We start from the raw sequence: 15,581 nt of genomic DNA on the forward strand, positions 1-15,581 counted from the left end.
AAAAACCGAGGATTTTAGTCAGGATACCACTAAAGAGTTAGCGTAAATCACCCTGTCAATTTACTGATATATAAAACAAAAATCGCTAAACTATCGGTTTCTCAATTACGCCGCGCCACCACCGGCTATTTAGGAGTAGTAGCCATCCGGCGCGCTGCTGAAGCTCAGGCCAGCGCGCCGGTCACGGTCATCAGGCGGCTTTTTTACGTCCGTAAACCAGCCAGGTGATCGCCACACAAACGACGTAGAAAACCAGGAAGACTTTCATGGCGTTAGCCGGAGAACCGGTCATGGCCAGCGACATGCCAAAGGTCTGCGGAATAAAGAATCCCCCCAGCGCGCCAATGGCAGAGATGAAACCCAGCGCCGCAGAGGTTTCCGTCACCGCTTCACGCTGCGCTTTGTCATCGCTGCCGCCTTCAGCCTTCACGCGTTCAAGAGTTTGCTTACGGAAGATCACCGCAATCATCTGGAACGTGGAGCCGCTACCCAGCCCGGCGTTGATAAACAGCACCATAAAGACGGCATAAAAGGCGATAAAGGAGCCAGGCTGACTGCCGTCCGGCAGCGTGAAGAACAGCAGCGCGGTAAAAATGGCCATCACGATAAAATTGAGCAGCGTGACGCGAATCCCGCCGAACTTGTCGGACAGCATTCCCCCCGCCGAGCGGGCCAGCGCCCCCAGCAGCGGACCAAAAAAGGCGTAGCGCAGGATCACCACATCAGGAAACTGGGTTTTTGAGAGCATCGCAAAACCGGCGGAGAAGCCGATAAACGAGCCGAACGTCGCCAGATAAAGCAGGGCCATCACCCACAGATGAGGGCGCTTCAGCACCGGCAGCTGCTCTTTGAGCGACGATTTAGCCGCCGTAAGATCGTTCATACCGAACCAGGCCGCCAGGGTGGCGACCACCAGGAAAGGTACCCACATCCAGGCCGCATTTTCCAGCCAGAGCATCTCACCGTTACCGGCCTGCTGGGCACCGCCGCCGAAGAAGCTGAAAATGCCAAACGAAATCGCCAGCGGCGCGAAGAACTGCATCACGCTGACGCCAAGGTTCCCCAGGCCGCCGTTGATGCCAAGCGCCCCGCCCTGCCGCGCTTTCGGAAAGAAAAAGCTGATGTTGCCCATACTGGAGGCGAAGTTCGCACCGGCAAAACCACACAGAAGCGCAATCAGAATGAAGGTGAAATAAGAGGTGTCGGGATTCTGTACGGCAAAACCGAGCCACAGGCAGGGGATCAGCAGAATACCGGTACTGAAGGCCGTCCAGCGACGCCCCCCGAAAAGGGGAATCACAAAGGAGTAAGGGACACGCAGCAGCGCACCGGAGACGGCAGGCAGCGCGGTCAGCAGGAAGAGCTGGTCTGTTGTAAAATTAAAACCGACCTTATTAAGATTAACGGCCACGGCGCTGAACAACATCCAGACGCAGAATGAAAGCAGCAGGCAGTAGACGGAAATCCAGAGGTTACGGTTGGCAATGCGTTTACCGTATTTTTCCCAGAACTCCGGATTATCGGGTTGCCAGTCCTCAATCACCGGACCGCTGTGCTTAGTGGGTGAAGATGAAATTTGCGACATAATTTTCTCACAGACAAGGTAATATCGCCTCACATCCTGCGCACCGCACCACACCAGCAGGTTGACGTACATCAACGAGACGGCGGGTAATTTAGCGCCATAAATCTTACCCACACCCTTAGTGAGTAGTTGGCACTGTGAATTAAAGACATGCCGCATCAAAGGGTTAAAAACAAAACCTCTTTTATAGCTTCAGCATAACGCCAGTAATGGAAATTGATGATTACCTCTTTAGTAGTATGGGGTTAGCGGGAACAACAGGTAAAATAGCGCTAAATCTGAGTAATTCCTGCCCGGTAAGCCGCGGCACCGACCAAATGGGACCGATCCAAGTGAGAGAAGAAGCCGCCTCCATATTACTGATTGACGATCACCCGATGCTGCGTAACGGCGTAAAACAGCTGATCGGACTGGATGACCGTCTGCAAGTCGTGGCCGAAGCCAGTAATGGCGTACAGGGCGTGGAGCTGGCCGGCCTGCACGATCCCGATCTGATACTGCTTGATTTGAATATGCCCGGGATGAACGGGCTGGATACGCTGGTTCAGCTGCGCACCATCGACCTTTCTGGCCGGATTGTAGTGTTCAGCGTTTCTAATCATGAGGATGACGTAGTGAATGCCCTCAAGCGCGGCGCGGATGGCTACCTGTTGAAGGATATGGAACCGGAAGAGCTGCTGAAGTCACTTCATCAGGCAGCGGCGGGACAGATGGTGCTGAGCGAAACGCTGACCAACGTGCTGGTGGCAAGCCTGCGCGAAAACCGCCCAGCCGAAGAGCGTGATATTGAGCAGCTGACCCGCCGCGAGCGCGACATCCTTAAGCTCATCACGCTGGGGATGACCAATAAAGCGATCGCCCGCAAGCTGTCGATAACGGAAAGTACCGTTAAGGTTCACGTTAAGCATCTGCTGAAGAAGATGAAGCTGAAATCGCGGGTGGAGGCGGCGGTATGGGCGCTACAGAGTGGTCAGGCGTAGATGAAACGGTAATTCGCTGTCTGGCCCAGGCGAGCCAGACAGCGTCAGACATTTATTCCTTCACGGCCTCGACTTTCTGACCGCCACGCAGGTATTCCTGCAGAATGTTGTGTTTCACAATCAGGTAGAAAATCCCCGTACAGATAAACACTTCGGCGATGACCATCGACCATGCTGCGCCGATCGCGCCGTACTGCCAGGCCAGGAAGCAGCAAACGGGAATATTCAGCAGGCCAGCGGCGACGATAATCACCGTACGCTGACGCGACAGCCCGTGCGGGATCAGGATCTGCAGCCCTGCCGGATAGGCGATATTGCCGAACAGGAAGCAAAGCACCAGCACTTTCAGGACGTCCACCGACGGCAGAAAATCTTTGCCCAGCAGGATACGGACAATCTCATCGGCAAAGCACCAGGTAAAGATAACGATAGCCAGGCTCAGCAGGAACGACAGGCTCAGACTCTTGCGGCTGGCGGCGATCGCCGCATTTTTATCACGGCCAAAGAGATAGCTGACGCGCGGGAAAAAGGCGTTGCCGATCTGCTCCGGTACCGAATTTGCCGCTTTGCGCAGCCTGTCCGCTCCGTTGTAAATACCGATAGCATAGTGCGAAGTAAAGATCGCCAGAATCAGTACGTTAATGCTGTTAAACAGATTGGCACCGGCAATGGCGATAAAGATATCGGTACTTTCCGACAGGCGTTTGCGGATTTCAGCAAACTGGAACCGGTAGCGGCCAATAACCTTCATATCGACCACGAATTTCAGCGTGATCAGCGCGCTGATTACCGACGTCAGGCCCGGGATCAGCGCGGCCAGCCAGGTATCTTCCGGACCGTGCACCAGCAGAAAAGTCAGCGGGATGGCGCAGAAATTGCCCAGCGTGGAGATCGTCGCCGTTTTACCCAGCTTTTCGTAGCCCTGCATCAGCCAGCCGAATGAGAACAGCGAGCCAATCAGCGTGGTCGCGTTCGCCAGCACCACCCAGAACAGATAATGCCAGTCAGGGTTAAACCAGGTTACCGCCAGCAGGACGCCGGCCGTCAGCGTAATCAGCATCAGCTTGGCGTTAAACGTCGACCAGAAAATGTTCGTCACCTGCTCTTTATCATCGCGGTAATGAGCAATGCTCTTGGTGGTAAAGACGTTAAAGCCCCAGTCTGCAATCGTACTGCAATAGAGGACGCAGGCAATCGCCAGCGCCAGTACGCCCATCTGGCTGACGCCGAGCGTTCGGGCCAGATAGGGCAGCGTAAGCAGCGGGAACAACATGGAAGTCCCGCGATAGGCTAATAATGAAAATATGTTGATAAGTAAGGACTTATCGAGAACTCTTGCCACATAAACCTCAACGTTAATTTTTTAAGCAGTCAGTAACCCAGGCCGGCTCAGGCGGTCGCCGTGCGTCTCATTTCATTAGCGGTTTTAATTTTCTGTAGCAAAATAAATTGCTTCGGATGCCGTAAAAGAAGCCTCTCTTTCAGATTTTCAGGACGGATATTACGGCCCAGAACGCGAATCGCATCGATCACCGGAGGCGGCACATCGGTACGGTTGTACATCGAGATATAGATCATCAGCCGGAACGAATGCAGCAGATAGTTTCTGCGGATGCGCTGTGACAGCGGGCTGTTGTCCGTGTTGGCGCTCAGCACATCGAGAGATTGGGTAAAGGCATCATAGCGCGCCTGAAAATAGTGGTCCGGTTTATGGCTGTTGGTCAGGGAACCGTTGCGGATACGCTGCCTGTAGTAGGTTTCCTTACTCACCCATGCCTGGCCGGCGTGCAGAAATGCGCCGAGCGTAAAGCAGTGATCCTCATGAACCCGATCGTGGAAGCTCAGCTGATGCTTAATAACCAGCGCTTTTCTGACGATATAGTTCCATGCCGCAGAAGTGTAGCGACCGCTTGCCAGCAGGGAGGAAAGCACCTCGCGGGCCTGCGTCAACCCTGACAGCGTATGCCTGACCTTAAACTGGGTTCTTTCAGGCTGCTCTTCAACGAAGGTTATTGAGTTAAAGCAAAACAGGTCCGTTTCAGGATGGGCGTTGATAACGTCGCTAAACTCGCTGAACATCCCCTCGCACACAATGTCGTCCGGATCGCAGAAAAAGAGATAGTCTCCCTTTGCCGCTGCGATACCAGTATCTCTGGCTAAACCCGCGCCCTGATTCTGGGTGGTGATAACGGTAACCGAGTCGTTAGCGGCGTAATGCTGCTCAACAAGCGTCCCGGTGCCATCCGTGGAACCATCGTTAACCACGATGATTTCGTAAGGAATGGAAACCTGCTCTGTCAGTGAGTCGATACATTCAATTATATACTCACGCACATTGAATGCCGGTATGATCACCGATAACAAGATGGAATTCATTGGCTTACCCTTGATTTCTTAATATAAAGCATAAAATAGATTATCCACTGAAAATGGGAAGTGAAATGAAAAACGTCACTCATGATGGCGAGCAGGAAACCGGCAGCACTATAGGAATATTCTCACCAATGCGCATCCTGCTTACATCATTTACTGAATCAATGAACGCCTTTTCGCGTTTTCACTTCCCCTCGTAAAAAAATCGCTTTTTAACAGAAGCGTTTTGTTATGGTCATAAAAGCACGTATCGTAAATACTCTTTTACTTATGCTGTCGCTTCTGCTTGGTTAAGCTTCCCACGTTGTTCAGGATGCTGCTTCTGACAACCTTAAAAAGGCAGCCTACAGGATCTGCCGATACGTTATTTACTGATAGCGGGAGAAGTCTTAAAAACGGGTTTATGGCCACACCTTTTAAGGCGGTTTTACTCAACCGGGCGAAGCCTGTCCGCTTCCTGAACAAAAGATCGGCATTGGGAGTGCGACTTTTCTTAATACACCTACGCGGCGTCCACGTTGACGCTGGCTGAATTCTGCGTAATGCAATCAATAAAGAATAGTTTTTGATAACAATGGCAGCATTTCTTTCAGGATGAATAGCCGGACATTTGCAGGAAAAATAGCGCCTCCCGTCAAGAATAAAGAATATTCTGATTGCTCTGGCCGCGCTCATTTTTTGGTTTGATACAGATAATTCACCGCTTCCCGCACCGGGAACCCGAGGTATGATATTTGCGGTTTGAATTTTTCTTGCCGCAGGTCCGCTCTCGCAAACGCCAATTATCATATTGCCACCATTTTAATCAGTGTCGCAGTCAGGCCAGTCTTCAGGATACTATGAAAAAGTACCGCAATTATTTGGTGAGGTCTAGCACAATAATTTGAGCCATGCCTTTTAAGAAAAATCTCAGGGCGAGATATTTATAATATATATTTCTATCAGGCTATATCGGATAACTATTTATTCCAAAAATAAACCCTTAAAAAAATTAATTAAAACACTTCACAGTGAATGACATTATTCACGCCACTCCTGTTACGACCTGCCCTGCTGTAAGAACAGCGGCAGACAGGCTTCCGCTCCAAAAACGCCGCCCGGATAACGCCTACCCTACCTATAAATCAGAAAACATAATAAAGTTAATACGATGAAAATCGTAAATTCCGGATTGAAGATATAAACAATGGGCAAACCTTATGTAGCAAGAATTTACAAGCAACTTTTACACAGATATTCCCCTAAATAGCCGATTTGTTATTTAGGAGGTTGCGTTATAAATGCGGCATGGCTCGGTTTTTAAAGAAAAAATAAGACTATAGAAATACGCAGGCCGCTCAGTAGCGGGTAAACTGATGCCACGATCGCGACAGCAGGAAAAAGCGGCGTCTGCGCTGTCGAACTGGCAACTGTAGTGGTATGGCCCATCGGCCGTGAAGTTTACAGGAAATCTCTTTTTACCTGTGACAGCCCGTTACTCGCCAGGCTAATATAGCGGGAGAAAATGCCTGACGCTCCTGCCGGGTAAGCCCCGGCCTTCACCGACGTCTGCGTCCGTCGCCCTCTTTTCTTCTCCCCGGATGACGAGGATTTGCCAGACCCTTTCGCTGTCTGACAGGCGCCTTTCAGGCTACCAGCTGATTAATCAAGCTACAGCCACCCTGCTGCGCTAAATCGACCTGATGTCTGGTGAGAATGATAACATTCATATTTAATTTAAAATTCAATGGACTGGAGAGCTCGACCCGATGAACAACACCGAAAAGCTATCCTCACACACTCCAATGATGCAGCAGTATCTGCGCCTGAAGGCCGAGCATCCGGAAATCCTGCTGTTTTATCGTATGGGGGATTTCTATGAGCTGTTTTACGATGATGCCAAACGTGCTTCTCAGCTGCTTGATATCTCGCTGACTAAACGCGGCGCTTCCGCCGGTGAGCCAATACCGATGGCGGGCGTCCCACATCATGCCGTAGAGAACTATCTTGCCAGGCTGGTCAACCTGGGCGAGTCGGTGGCGATCTGTGAACAGATTGGCGATCCGGCGCTCAGTAAAGGGCCGGTTGAGCGTAAGGTGGTGCGCATCGTGACGCCTGGCACCATCAGCGATGAAGCGCTGCTTCAGGAGCGCCAGGATAATCTGCTGGCGGCGATCTGGCAGGATTCACGCGGCTTTGGCTACGCGACTCTGGATATCAGCTCCGGCCGCTTCCGCCTCGCGGAACCTGGCGACCTTGAAACCATGGCCGCCGAGCTACAGCGTACTAACCCGGCTGAACTGCTCTATGCGGAAGATTTCCCGGCGATGTCGCTGATTGAGAATCGCCGCGGCCTGCGCCGGCGTCCGCTGTGGGAGTTTGAAATTGATACCGCCCGGCAGCAGCTGAATATGCAGTTTGGCACCCGGGATCTGCGCGGCTTTGGCGTTGAAAAGGCGGAGCTGGCGCTGCGGGCAGCGGGCTGTCTGCTGCAATATGCCAAAGACACTCAGCGTACCTCACTGCCCCATATCCGTTCGCTGATGATGGATCGCCAGCAGGACAGCATCATTATGGATGCTGCCACCCGGCGCAACCTGGAGCTTACCCAGAACCTGGCGGGCGGCACGGAGAATACGCTCGCCTCGGTGCTGGACAGAACCGTCACGCCGATGGGCAGCCGTATGCTGAAGCGCTGGCTGCATATGCCGGTTCGCCATCAGGAAACCCTGACGCACCGTCAGCAAAGTATCGGCGCGCTGCAGGATATTTCCGCCGAGCTTGCGCCTCTGCTGCGCCAGGTGGGCGATCTTGAACGTATTCTTGCCAGGCTGGCGCTGCGTACCGCCCGGCCACGCGATCTGGCCCGGATGCGCCATGCCTTCCAGCAGCTGCCTCAGCTCGACGGCCTGCTGGCCGATGCAGAAACGCCGCATCTGCAAAGCCTGCGCAGGCAGATGGGGCAGTTCGACGAACTGCGCGATCTGCTGGAAAAAGCGGTCATTGAAGCACCGCCGGTGCTGGTACGCGACGGCGGCGTAATTGCGCCTGGCTACAATGCAGAGCTGGATGAGTGGCGCGCGCTGGCCGATGGCGCGACGGATTATCTCGATAAATTGGAAATTCGCGAACGCGAGAAGCTGGGGCTGGATACCCTGAAGGTGGGCTTCAACGCCGTACATGGCTACTACATTCAGGTCAGCCGCGGACAGAGCCATCTGGTGCCGATCAATTACGTTCGCCGCCAGACGCTGAAAAATGCCGAGCGCTACATTATTCCCGAGCTGAAAGAGTATGAAGATAAGGTACTGACCTCCAAAGGCAAGGCGCTGTCGCTGGAAAAAGCGCTCTATGAAGAGCTGTTCGACCTCCTGCTGCCACACCTGGAGGCGCTACAGCTTAGCGCCGCTGCCCTTGCGGAACTGGACGTGCTGGCGAACCTCGCCGAACGCGCCTGGACGCTGAACTACACCTGTCCGACGCTGACCGATAAACCGGGCATTAAGCTGACCGGTGGCCGCCATCCGGTGGTTGAACAGGTGCTGAAAGAGCCGTTTATTGCAAACCCGCTCTCGCTCTCGCCTCAGCGACGTATGCTGGTGATCACCGGCCCGAATATGGGCGGCAAAAGCACCTATATGCGTCAGGCGGCGCTGATCGCGCTGATGGCCTATATTGGCAGCTATGTGCCTGCTGAGCAGGCCGTTATCGGGCCGGTCGATCGCATCTTCACCCGCGTGGGAGCCGCAGACGATCTCGCCTCCGGTCGTTCAACCTTTATGGTGGAGATGACCGAAACCGCCAATATTCTGCACAATGCCACCGAGCACAGTCTGGTGCTGATGGATGAAATAGGTCGGGGCACCTCCACTTATGACGGCCTTTCGCTGGCCTGGGCCTGCGCCGAAAGTCTGGCAAACCGCATTAAAGCGATGACGCTCTTTGCCACCCACTATTTTGAACTGACCACCCTGCCGGATAAGATGGAAGGCGTGGCGAATGTGCATCTGGACGCCATCGAGCACGGTGACACCATCGCCTTTATGCACAGCGTGCAGGACGGCGCCGCGAGCAAAAGCTATGGCCTGGCGGTGGCCGCGCTGGCGGGCGTACCTAAAGAGGTGATCAAACGGGCGCGCCAGAAGCTGAAAGAGCTGGAAGCGATGTCGGGTAGTGCTGCGGCAACTCAGGCCGATGGCCCACAGCTGCCCTTGCTGGTAGAGGAAACCTCTCCTGCCGTAGAGGCGCTGGAAGCGCTGGACCCGGATTCGCTCTCTCCACGCCAGGCGCTGGAGTGGATCTACCGGCTCAAATCGCTGGTTTAAAACGCCCCACAGGCCCGTGGAGAGCAGCGGGCCTGCCCTCACTCAATTCAGTTTTTTGCCGTACGTTTACCCTCAGGAAGGTAAAGATCGCTGGCTGGCTGGCTGGCTGGCTGGGACAATATAAAGGGAAGATTCCGGGAACGACAGGCAATAAAAAAGCGGTGGTTTGCACCACCGCTTTTCGCATTAACTACCGAAGTATCTGACGTTTACTCGCGAAACAGGGCTTCAATATTCAGACCCTGCGCCTGGAGGATTTCACGCAGACGACGCAGGCCTTCAACCTGAATCTGACGGACACGTTCGCGGGTCAGACCAATTTCGCGACCCACATCTTCTAACGTGGCCGCTTCATAGCCTAACAGGCCAAAGCGACGAGCCAGTACTTCACGCTGTTTGGCGTTCAGTTCGAACAGCCATTTGACGATGCTCTGCTTCATGTCATCGTCCTGTGTGGTATCTTCCGGACCGTTGTCTTTCTCATCGGCCAGAATATCCAACAGCGCTTTCTCAGAATCCCCGCCCAGCGGCGTATCTACTGAGGTAATGCGTTCGTTGAGGCGCAGCATGCGGCTGACGTCGTCAACAGGCTTATCGAGTTGTTCTGCAATTTCTTCCGCACTGGGTTCATGATCCAGCTTGTGCGCCAGTTCACGTGCGGTGCGCAGATAAACGTTCAGTTCTTTAACAATGTGAATCGGCAGGCGAATGGTACGGGTTTGGTTCATAATAGCCCGTTCAATCGTCTGACGAATCCACCAGGTAGCGTAGGTGGAGAAGCGGAACCCTCTTTCCGGGTCAAACTTTTCTACCGCACGGATTAACCCGAGGTTACCTTCTTCAATCAGATCCAGCAAAGCCAGACCGCGATTGCTGTAACGACGGGCGATCTTCACTACCAGACGCAAGTTACTTTCGATCATGCGGCGGCGTGATGGTACATCACCACGGAGTGCACGACGAGCGAAGAACACTTCTTCCTCTGCCGTTAACAGGGGAGAATAACCGATCTCTCCCAGGTAGAGCTGCGTCGCGTCCAGCACGCGTTGCGTTGCGCCTTGTGACAGCAGCTCTTCTTCAGCTAATTCATTATCAGCAGGTTCATTTCCGACAAGAGCCTTCTCATCAAAAATCTCAGCTCCGTTTTCGTCGAATTCCGCGTCTTCATGTAACTCGTTCACTTTCAGCGTATTCTGGCTCATAAGCGGCTCCTACCCGTGATCCCAGGGCAGAACACCAGGGTTCTGCCGGTTTATCGCTGCGGTAAATAACGCAACGGGTTTACGGATTTCCCCTTGTAACGAATTTCAAAATGCAATCTAACAGAACTTGTTCCTGTGCTCCCCATCGTTGCGATTTTTTGACCCGCTTTGACTTCCTGCTGTTCGCGGACCAACATCGTATCGTTGTGAGCATAGGCACTCAGGTAGTCATCATTATGCTTAATGATGATCAGATTACCGTAACCGCGTAGGGCATTACCGGCATAAACAACCCGCCCGGAAGCGGTTGAGATGACAGCCTGACCTCGCGACCCCGCGATATCAATCCCTTTGTTGCCTCCTTCAGAAGCAGAAAAGTTATCGATAATCTTACCGCTAGTTGGCCAGAGCCAGCTCCCCACCGGGGCTGAACTGGTCGTTGTGCTGCTAACGGTCGGAGCGGTAACCGGCGCTGTTGTCGTCGCAACAGTATTTGTACCGGATGAAGGCAACATCTTGCCCCCACTTGATTTACCTGAATTTCCAGAATACGTAATAACTGGCTGCTGTGCAACCGTTCCGCCTTTAATTTGTGCGCTTCCAGGAGTAGTCGGAACGCCGCCTGCCGAATCATCCGCCGCGGTAATGGCATTGCCACCGGTGAGGGTGCCACCTGAGCTGTTACTAACCTGCAACTGCTGGCCCACATTCAATTCATAAGGCGCAGGAATGTTGTTTCGCTGCGCTAAATCGCGGAAATCATTGCCGGTAATCCAGGCAATATAAAACAGCGTATCGCCGCGTTTGACGGTATAGGACTGACCGCTGTAGCTACCTTTAGGAATATTCCCATACGAACGATTGTAAACAATACGCCCATTTTGCGTCACGACGTTCCCATTCGTTCCCGTACTGCTTGCGGAAGAAGCGTTACCGGAAATGGAGGTGGGGCGATTAATCAAGCCGCCGCCGTTTCCCGCAGTCGCGTCGCTGCGGCTGCCTACGGCGCTGATGGGTGCCTGTGCGTTGTCTGTGCTGGAACAGCCAGCAAGCCAAAAACCAACAAGTGAAACGGCCGCAATCCGGCTCAAATTGAATACTGGGCTTCCCGTGCTCATTTATATCCCCCGCTACGGCAAAACGTTGGCGACTGACCGTGACAAGCGCTGCCGGTCAGTCACCGATGATAACTGATAAAACTAAATGGAGATGGTAACAATATCGCTGACCAGGTGCCATTAACAGATGTATGTAAATGCGTATGGTGCTGGGCGCGGCAAGTCAGGCCAGATCGCCTTTCACCAGCGGCACAAAGCGCACCGGCTCCACCGTTTCGACGCAAAATTCGCCGGCCCGGCGGCGTATACGCTTGAGCTGCTGCTGCTCTTCACCCACCGGCAGCACCAGAATGCCCCCTTCATCCAGCTGGGACATTAGCTCAACCGGGATTTCCGGCGGCGCGGCGGTGACGATAATGGCATCAAAAGGCCCGCGCGACGGCCAGCCCTGCCACCCGTCGCCGTGGCGCGTAGAAACGTTATGCAGATCCAGCTGCTTCAGACGGCGTTTCGCCTGCCACTGTAGTCCCTTGATGCGCTCAACAGAATAGACGTGCTCGACCAGGTGCGCCAGTATCGCGGTTTGATAGCCAGACCCCGTACCAATCTCCAGCACGCGTGAGGCGGGCGTCAGCTCCAGCAGTGAGGTCATTTTTGCCACCATATATGGCTGGGAAATGGTCTGGCCCGAGCCAATTGGCAAAGCCATATTATCCCAGGCTTTGTGCTCAAATGCTTCATCGACGAAACGCTCGCGCGGCACCTCTTCAATGGCTTGCAGCAACTTCTCGTCATTAATGCCCTGCTGGCGAAGCTGCGCCAGAAGCGTATCAATACGTCGGGTTATCATTCGCAGCTGACTCCGGCGCTGGTCAGCCAGTCTGCGACCACAGTTTGTGCGGCGTGCGCCGTCAAATCCACATGCAGCGCCGTCACCGAAACGTAGCCTTCATCAACGGCGGCGAAATCAGTATCGGGACCGGCATCCAGCTTCTCGCCGGGCGGTCCAATCCAGTACATCATATTACCGCGGGGATCCTGCTGAGGAATCACCTGATCGCTGGGATGGCGGCTGCCACAGCGGGTGACCCGGATCCCTTTAATTTCAGAGAGCGGCAGATCGGGCACGTTGATATTGAGGATGCGGCCGGTGCGTAACGGCTCACGCTGAAGCCCACGCAGGATAGAACAGGTTATCGCCGCCGCGGTGTCGTAGTGCTTATGTCCATCCAGCGAGACGGCAAGCGCGGGCAGCCCAAGGTGACGCCCTTCCATTGCCGCCGCCACCGTACCGGAGTAGATAACGTCATCGCCCAGGTTTGGTCCGGCGTTAATACCTGAAACCACGATATCCGGCCCCGGCCGCATCAGCGAATTCACGCCCAGATAGACGCAGTCGGTTGGCGTACCCATCTGCACGGCAATATCGCCGCCGGGGTAGCTGAACGTCCGCAGCGGCGTCTCCAGCGTCAGAGAATTAGAGGCGCCGCTGCGATTGCGATCGGGGGCAACTACCTGCACCTCAGCAAATTCCCGCAGCGCCGCCGCCAGCGTCTGAATGCCTGGCGCATGAATACCGTCATCGTTACTCAGCAATATTCGCATTTTTATCGTAACCCATTGAATATGTTAGAGCAGCCATGATAACCGATAATTTCTTGTCCTGCTGGTTATCCTGTTTTAAGTTTGCTGCTCCGTTTTTGCGATCATCGGCAGCTTTTGAATGGGGGTATTCTAGCCGCTGGGTGGGGTTAGTGGTAGAGGGAAATTCTTTACCTTATATTGTTGGCCGGCCATCAAACACCTGGATGGTTTTCAGCACAACCTTACCGAGGATGATCACCTCGTTCATCAGATCCCCTTCAATGACCTCTCCGTCCGGCGTAACGATGCACCCACCCATAATCTTCCCGAGCTGCTGTTCTCCAAATAACTCGAAGCACATCTCCTGCCCCTGCCCTGGCTGAACCGAAGCATCAACAAAATAGCGCGTGTCGCCATCTTCAAACATCGAGGTGGCGGAAGGGTGCCGGATGAACAGCTCGTTCAGATCCAGGCGAGTTTCCACGTAATCCGTGGCCGATGACGGGAACCCCATATCAGTATCCCCCATTATTCGGGTTAATGAGCATGAACGTCCGCCGCTCTCCCTCTTCGGTCGAAACGTCTTTAAATGATGACTGGTAATGCTCTACCCAGCGGTTAGCCTCCTTCAGCCCCCACTCATGCCCGTACAGTGACAGGTTACGCACGAAATCAGCCGTGCTGACCGTACGCCAACCCTTCTCGCTTATCCTGATGCTCGCCCTGAATGCCGCCGGTATATCGTCTCTGCGCCCCATAATCACCTCCTGTTTTACTGTTTTTATATACAGTATTTTAAGCTGTGGGTTTTATCAAGGCAGCATTGCTTTGGTGGAGCGACAGAGATAGTTTATGATGTGTAAAACTTCCCAGATAAAGGATTGTTATCATGGATAAATTTGAATTACTACGACGCTCGATAGTCATTATTCCAGACGCAGAAATAAAGAAGGAAATATCAAAATTACGATCGGCGTTTCACCGGATAACCAAAGCCCCCAGTACATACACTGAAGGTGGGGATGCCGGATTTTTTGGTGGAAGCTTCTATGAAACAAGCTCCGTATCTGCGGTAACAAAACAACCTGCCTGTGCTTCATTCTCTTTTGTATTCACAGTGTTAAATTCCAGTGATTCACCTCTGTACAATTTCACCGTGCCGATGCAGATCAGAAAGGCTAGCTCTGGAAATGAAGTTTCGGTGAGCGGAATGGATTACCGGAATACAAACGATAAAGAATATGAATATTCCATTATTGATGACATCGTTAGCTTCGCCCTGAAGCAGTGCTGAATAAAAAGGCGGAGTTAACCGCCTAATGTTATGAGTTTTAATTCAGGCCTTTTCAGCCTTACCACTGCTTGCTTTGATGATAATTTGTGAAATTATTTTTTTTAGTTTATCTCTGAGGTGGAACTCTGAATATCGCGATATCAAAAAAGCAATAGCGTTACACATTATAAAAGAAAAAAGGAATCCAATATATTTATTCTGAAAATCACAGGTCCTGACTATAAAGTCAATTATAGAGTAGTGCACAAGATAAAGTGTAAATGAGTAGCTGGCTATAATTCTTATTGATTTATCAAAAACATCAATTCTTATGTAGTTGCACATATTAACAAATGAAACTATTGAGACAGCAACAAGTAATGCGAACTTAAAATCATAGCCATTTATTACGCCAGACTGGACATACACGCATGATAGCAAGGCTGAAGCAAGTATAATGGAATTGCCAGCAAACCCTTTGATAGTCTCCTTGTAGCTAGAATAGCAAAGCATCAACGCCATGCCAAACGTCCAATAGATAGTTAAATGGCCGCCGCGAGATCCGTACAGGTAATGAGCGACAACAAAGCATGAAATTAGAAATAGACCGATATTCGCAAAGGAAAGCTTTTCTTTTTTTATGAGACTAAAGAACAGGACACCAAAAAACATGTATATCCACCACTCTACTGAGATGGTCCAGAAAATTCTGGCAGACCCAAAAGAAGTGTGATTTAGACTTTCAATGCCTATCAGGCTCCATAATGGATAGTCCTGTAGCATTAATATATTATGGAAAAGAGTAGCCAAGTTGAAGGCTGCCTTATAAGCATATCCATCTGCATTAATATAAACAGAGAGGCTATCCAATAAAATAACAAACAAAATAGCTACAAGGTAAGCTGAAAATATTCTGGAGAAACGGTCTGAGAAGAAAGCAGAAAACCCGTAACCAACAGTGGCTGATTTTAGTTTTGTGCTATATGTAATGACAAACCCTGAAAGGATGAAAAAAACAACAACGGCAATATTTTGCATCCATGGGATGTTTGGCTGATGCAAAAATTTAAAAATACCGAAATAACTGATCCCATGCCCTATCACAACAGCCAGTGAGGCAAGAGCCCTGATAAAATCAAGGCCCAAGGACTCTCTTTTGCTCAATTTCATAACATGCCCACAATGCCATCCTTAAAGGTTGGACATAGTATAACATGGGAAA

General features: G+C 52.1%; 14 protein-coding genes. 3 read left to right on the forward strand and 11 right to left on the reverse strand.

Going from position 1 to position 15,581, the window contains the following annotated elements; translation table 11 throughout:
* Nucleotides 1–190: 190 nt before the first annotated feature.
* Nucleotides 191–1,585: a NarK family nitrate/nitrite MFS transporter gene (locus AAH446_RS15975; RefSeq protein ID WP_342907825.1), complete on the reverse strand. Its 1,395-nt coding sequence runs from the start codon at nt 1,583–1,585 to the stop codon at nt 191–193.
* A 317-nt stretch (nt 1,586–1,902) separates the two neighbouring features.
* On the opposite strand from AAH446_RS15975, the gene narL reads away from it, so the two are divergent.
* Nucleotides 1,903–2,565: a two-component system response regulator NarL gene (gene narL / locus AAH446_RS15980; RefSeq protein ID WP_342907668.1), complete on the forward strand. Its 663-nt coding sequence runs from the start codon at nt 1,903–1,905 to the stop codon at nt 2,563–2,565.
* 52 nt (nt 2,566–2,617) lie between these two features.
* Here the strand turns inward: narL and AAH446_RS15985 are convergent, their stop codons facing one another.
* From AAH446_RS15985 to AAH446_RS15995, 3 genes are all read right to left on the reverse strand, one after another.
* Nucleotides 2,618–3,907, reverse strand: coding sequence for a flippase (locus AAH446_RS15985; RefSeq protein ID WP_342907669.1), 1,290 nt, complete (start codon nt 3,905–3,907; stop codon nt 2,618–2,620).
* Between the two features lie 47 nt (nt 3,908–3,954).
* Nucleotides 3,955–4,941: a glycosyltransferase family 2 protein gene (locus AAH446_RS15990; RefSeq protein WP_342907670.1), complete on the reverse strand. Its 987-nt coding sequence runs from the start codon at nt 4,939–4,941 to the stop codon at nt 3,955–3,957.
* 261 nt (nt 4,942–5,202) lie between these two features.
* The gene (locus AAH446_RS15995; RefSeq protein WP_342907671.1) at nt 5,203–5,727 is read right to left on the reverse strand and encodes a hypothetical protein; all 525 of its coding nucleotides are present in this window, start codon (nt 5,725–5,727) and stop codon (nt 5,203–5,205) included.
* Between the two features lie 959 nt (nt 5,728–6,686).
* Between AAH446_RS15995 and mutS the strand changes: the two genes are divergently transcribed.
* Nucleotides 6,687–9,242: a DNA mismatch repair protein MutS gene (gene mutS, locus AAH446_RS16000; RefSeq protein ID WP_342907672.1), complete on the forward strand. Its 2,556-nt coding sequence runs from the start codon at nt 6,687–6,689 to the stop codon at nt 9,240–9,242.
* A gap of 209 nt (nt 9,243–9,451) precedes the next feature.
* On the opposite strand, the gene rpoS is transcribed toward mutS, so the two are convergent.
* The 6 genes from rpoS to AAH446_RS16030 all read right to left on the reverse strand — a co-directional run bounded on the left by rpoS (nt 9,452) and on the right by AAH446_RS16030 (nt 13,844).
* Nucleotides 9,452–10,444 (reverse strand): RNA polymerase sigma factor RpoS, encoded by a 993-nt coding sequence (gene rpoS, locus AAH446_RS16005; protein WP_024965537.1) that lies wholly within the window; start codon nt 10,442–10,444, stop codon nt 9,452–9,454.
* 50 nt (nt 10,445–10,494) lie between these two features.
* Nucleotides 10,495–11,562, reverse strand: coding sequence for a murein hydrolase activator NlpD (gene nlpD, locus AAH446_RS16010; RefSeq protein WP_342907673.1), 1,068 nt, complete (start codon nt 11,560–11,562; stop codon nt 10,495–10,497).
* A 163-nt stretch (nt 11,563–11,725) separates the two neighbouring features.
* Nucleotides 11,726–12,352 carry a protein-L-isoaspartate(D-aspartate) O-methyltransferase gene (locus tag AAH446_RS16015; protein ID WP_342907674.1) on the reverse strand — a complete coding sequence of 209 codons (627 nt, stop codon included), beginning with the start codon at nt 12,350–12,352 and terminating at the stop codon, nt 11,726–11,728.
* On the reverse strand, nt 12,349–13,107 hold the full coding sequence (gene surE / locus AAH446_RS16020) for a 5'/3'-nucleotidase SurE (protein WP_342907675.1): 759 nt from the start codon (nt 13,105–13,107) through the stop codon (nt 12,349–12,351). Before surE ends, AAH446_RS16015 begins: the two co-directional genes overlap by 4 nt.
* 172 nt (nt 13,108–13,279) lie before the next feature.
* The gene (locus AAH446_RS16025) at nt 13,280–13,600 is read right to left on the reverse strand and encodes a S24/S26 family peptidase (protein WP_342907676.1); all 321 of its coding nucleotides are present in this window, start codon (nt 13,598–13,600) and stop codon (nt 13,280–13,282) included.
* Nucleotide 13,601: 1 nt separating this feature from the next.
* Nucleotides 13,602–13,844, reverse strand: coding sequence for a DNA polymerase V (locus tag AAH446_RS16030; protein WP_342907677.1), 243 nt, complete (start codon nt 13,842–13,844; stop codon nt 13,602–13,604).
* 131 nt (nt 13,845–13,975) lie between these two features.
* Between AAH446_RS16030 and AAH446_RS16035 the strand changes: the two genes are divergently transcribed.
* Entirely contained in the window at nt 13,976–14,380 is a 405-nt protein-coding gene (locus AAH446_RS16035; RefSeq protein ID WP_342907678.1) for a hypothetical protein, read from the forward strand.
* Nucleotides 14,381–14,422: 42 nt separating this feature from the next.
* Here AAH446_RS16035 and AAH446_RS16040 read toward each other — a convergent pair whose 3' ends face one another.
* Nucleotides 14,423–15,529: an acyltransferase family protein gene (locus AAH446_RS16040; RefSeq protein WP_342907679.1), complete on the reverse strand. Its 1,107-nt coding sequence runs from the start codon at nt 15,527–15,529 to the stop codon at nt 14,423–14,425.
* Between the last annotated feature and the right edge of the window lie 52 nt (nt 15,530–15,581).

The organism is Erwinia psychrophila (genome assembly GCF_039023475.1).
In the GTDB taxonomy this organism is placed as follows: domain Bacteria; phylum Pseudomonadota; class Gammaproteobacteria; order Enterobacterales; family Enterobacteriaceae; genus Erwinia.

Bases quoted from the DNA above. Each gene is read 5' to 3' on its own strand.
- nlpD (WP_342907673.1), bottom strand. From the start codon at position 11,562: ATGAGCACGGGAAGCCCAGTATTCAATTTGAGCCGGATTGCGGCCGTT.
- surE (WP_342907675.1), bottom strand. From the start codon at position 13,107: ATGCGAATATTGCTGAGTAACGATGACGGTATTCATGCGCCAGGCATT.
- AAH446_RS16040 (WP_342907679.1), bottom strand. From the start codon at position 15,529: ATGAAATTGAGCAAAAGAGAGTCCTTGGGCCTTGATTTTATCAGGGCT.
- narL (WP_342907668.1), top strand. From the start codon at position 1,903: ATGGGACCGATCCAAGTGAGAGAAGAAGCCGCCTCCATATTACTGATT.
- AAH446_RS15975 (WP_342907825.1), bottom strand. From the start codon at position 1,585: ATGTCGCAAATTTCATCTTCACCCACTAAGCACAGCGGTCCGGTGATT.
- AAH446_RS16025 (WP_342907676.1), bottom strand. From the start codon at position 13,600: ATGGGGTTCCCGTCATCGGCCACGGATTACGTGGAAACTCGCCTGGAT.
- AAH446_RS16030 (WP_342907677.1), bottom strand. From the start codon at position 13,844: ATGGGGCGCAGAGACGATATACCGGCGGCATTCAGGGCGAGCATCAGG.
- mutS (WP_342907672.1), top strand. From the start codon at position 6,687: ATGAACAACACCGAAAAGCTATCCTCACACACTCCAATGATGCAGCAG.
- AAH446_RS16035 (WP_342907678.1), top strand. From the start codon at position 13,976: ATGGATAAATTTGAATTACTACGACGCTCGATAGTCATTATTCCAGAC.
- AAH446_RS16015 (WP_342907674.1), bottom strand. From the start codon at position 12,352: ATGATAACCCGACGTATTGATACGCTTCTGGCGCAGCTTCGCCAGCAG.
- rpoS (WP_024965537.1), bottom strand. From the start codon at position 10,444: ATGAGCCAGAATACGCTGAAAGTGAACGAGTTACATGAAGACGCGGAA.
- AAH446_RS15995 (WP_342907671.1), bottom strand. From the start codon at position 5,727: ATGATAATTGGCGTTTGCGAGAGCGGACCTGCGGCAAGAAAAATTCAA.
- AAH446_RS15990 (WP_342907670.1), bottom strand. From the start codon at position 4,941: ATGAATTCCATCTTGTTATCGGTGATCATACCGGCATTCAATGTGCGT.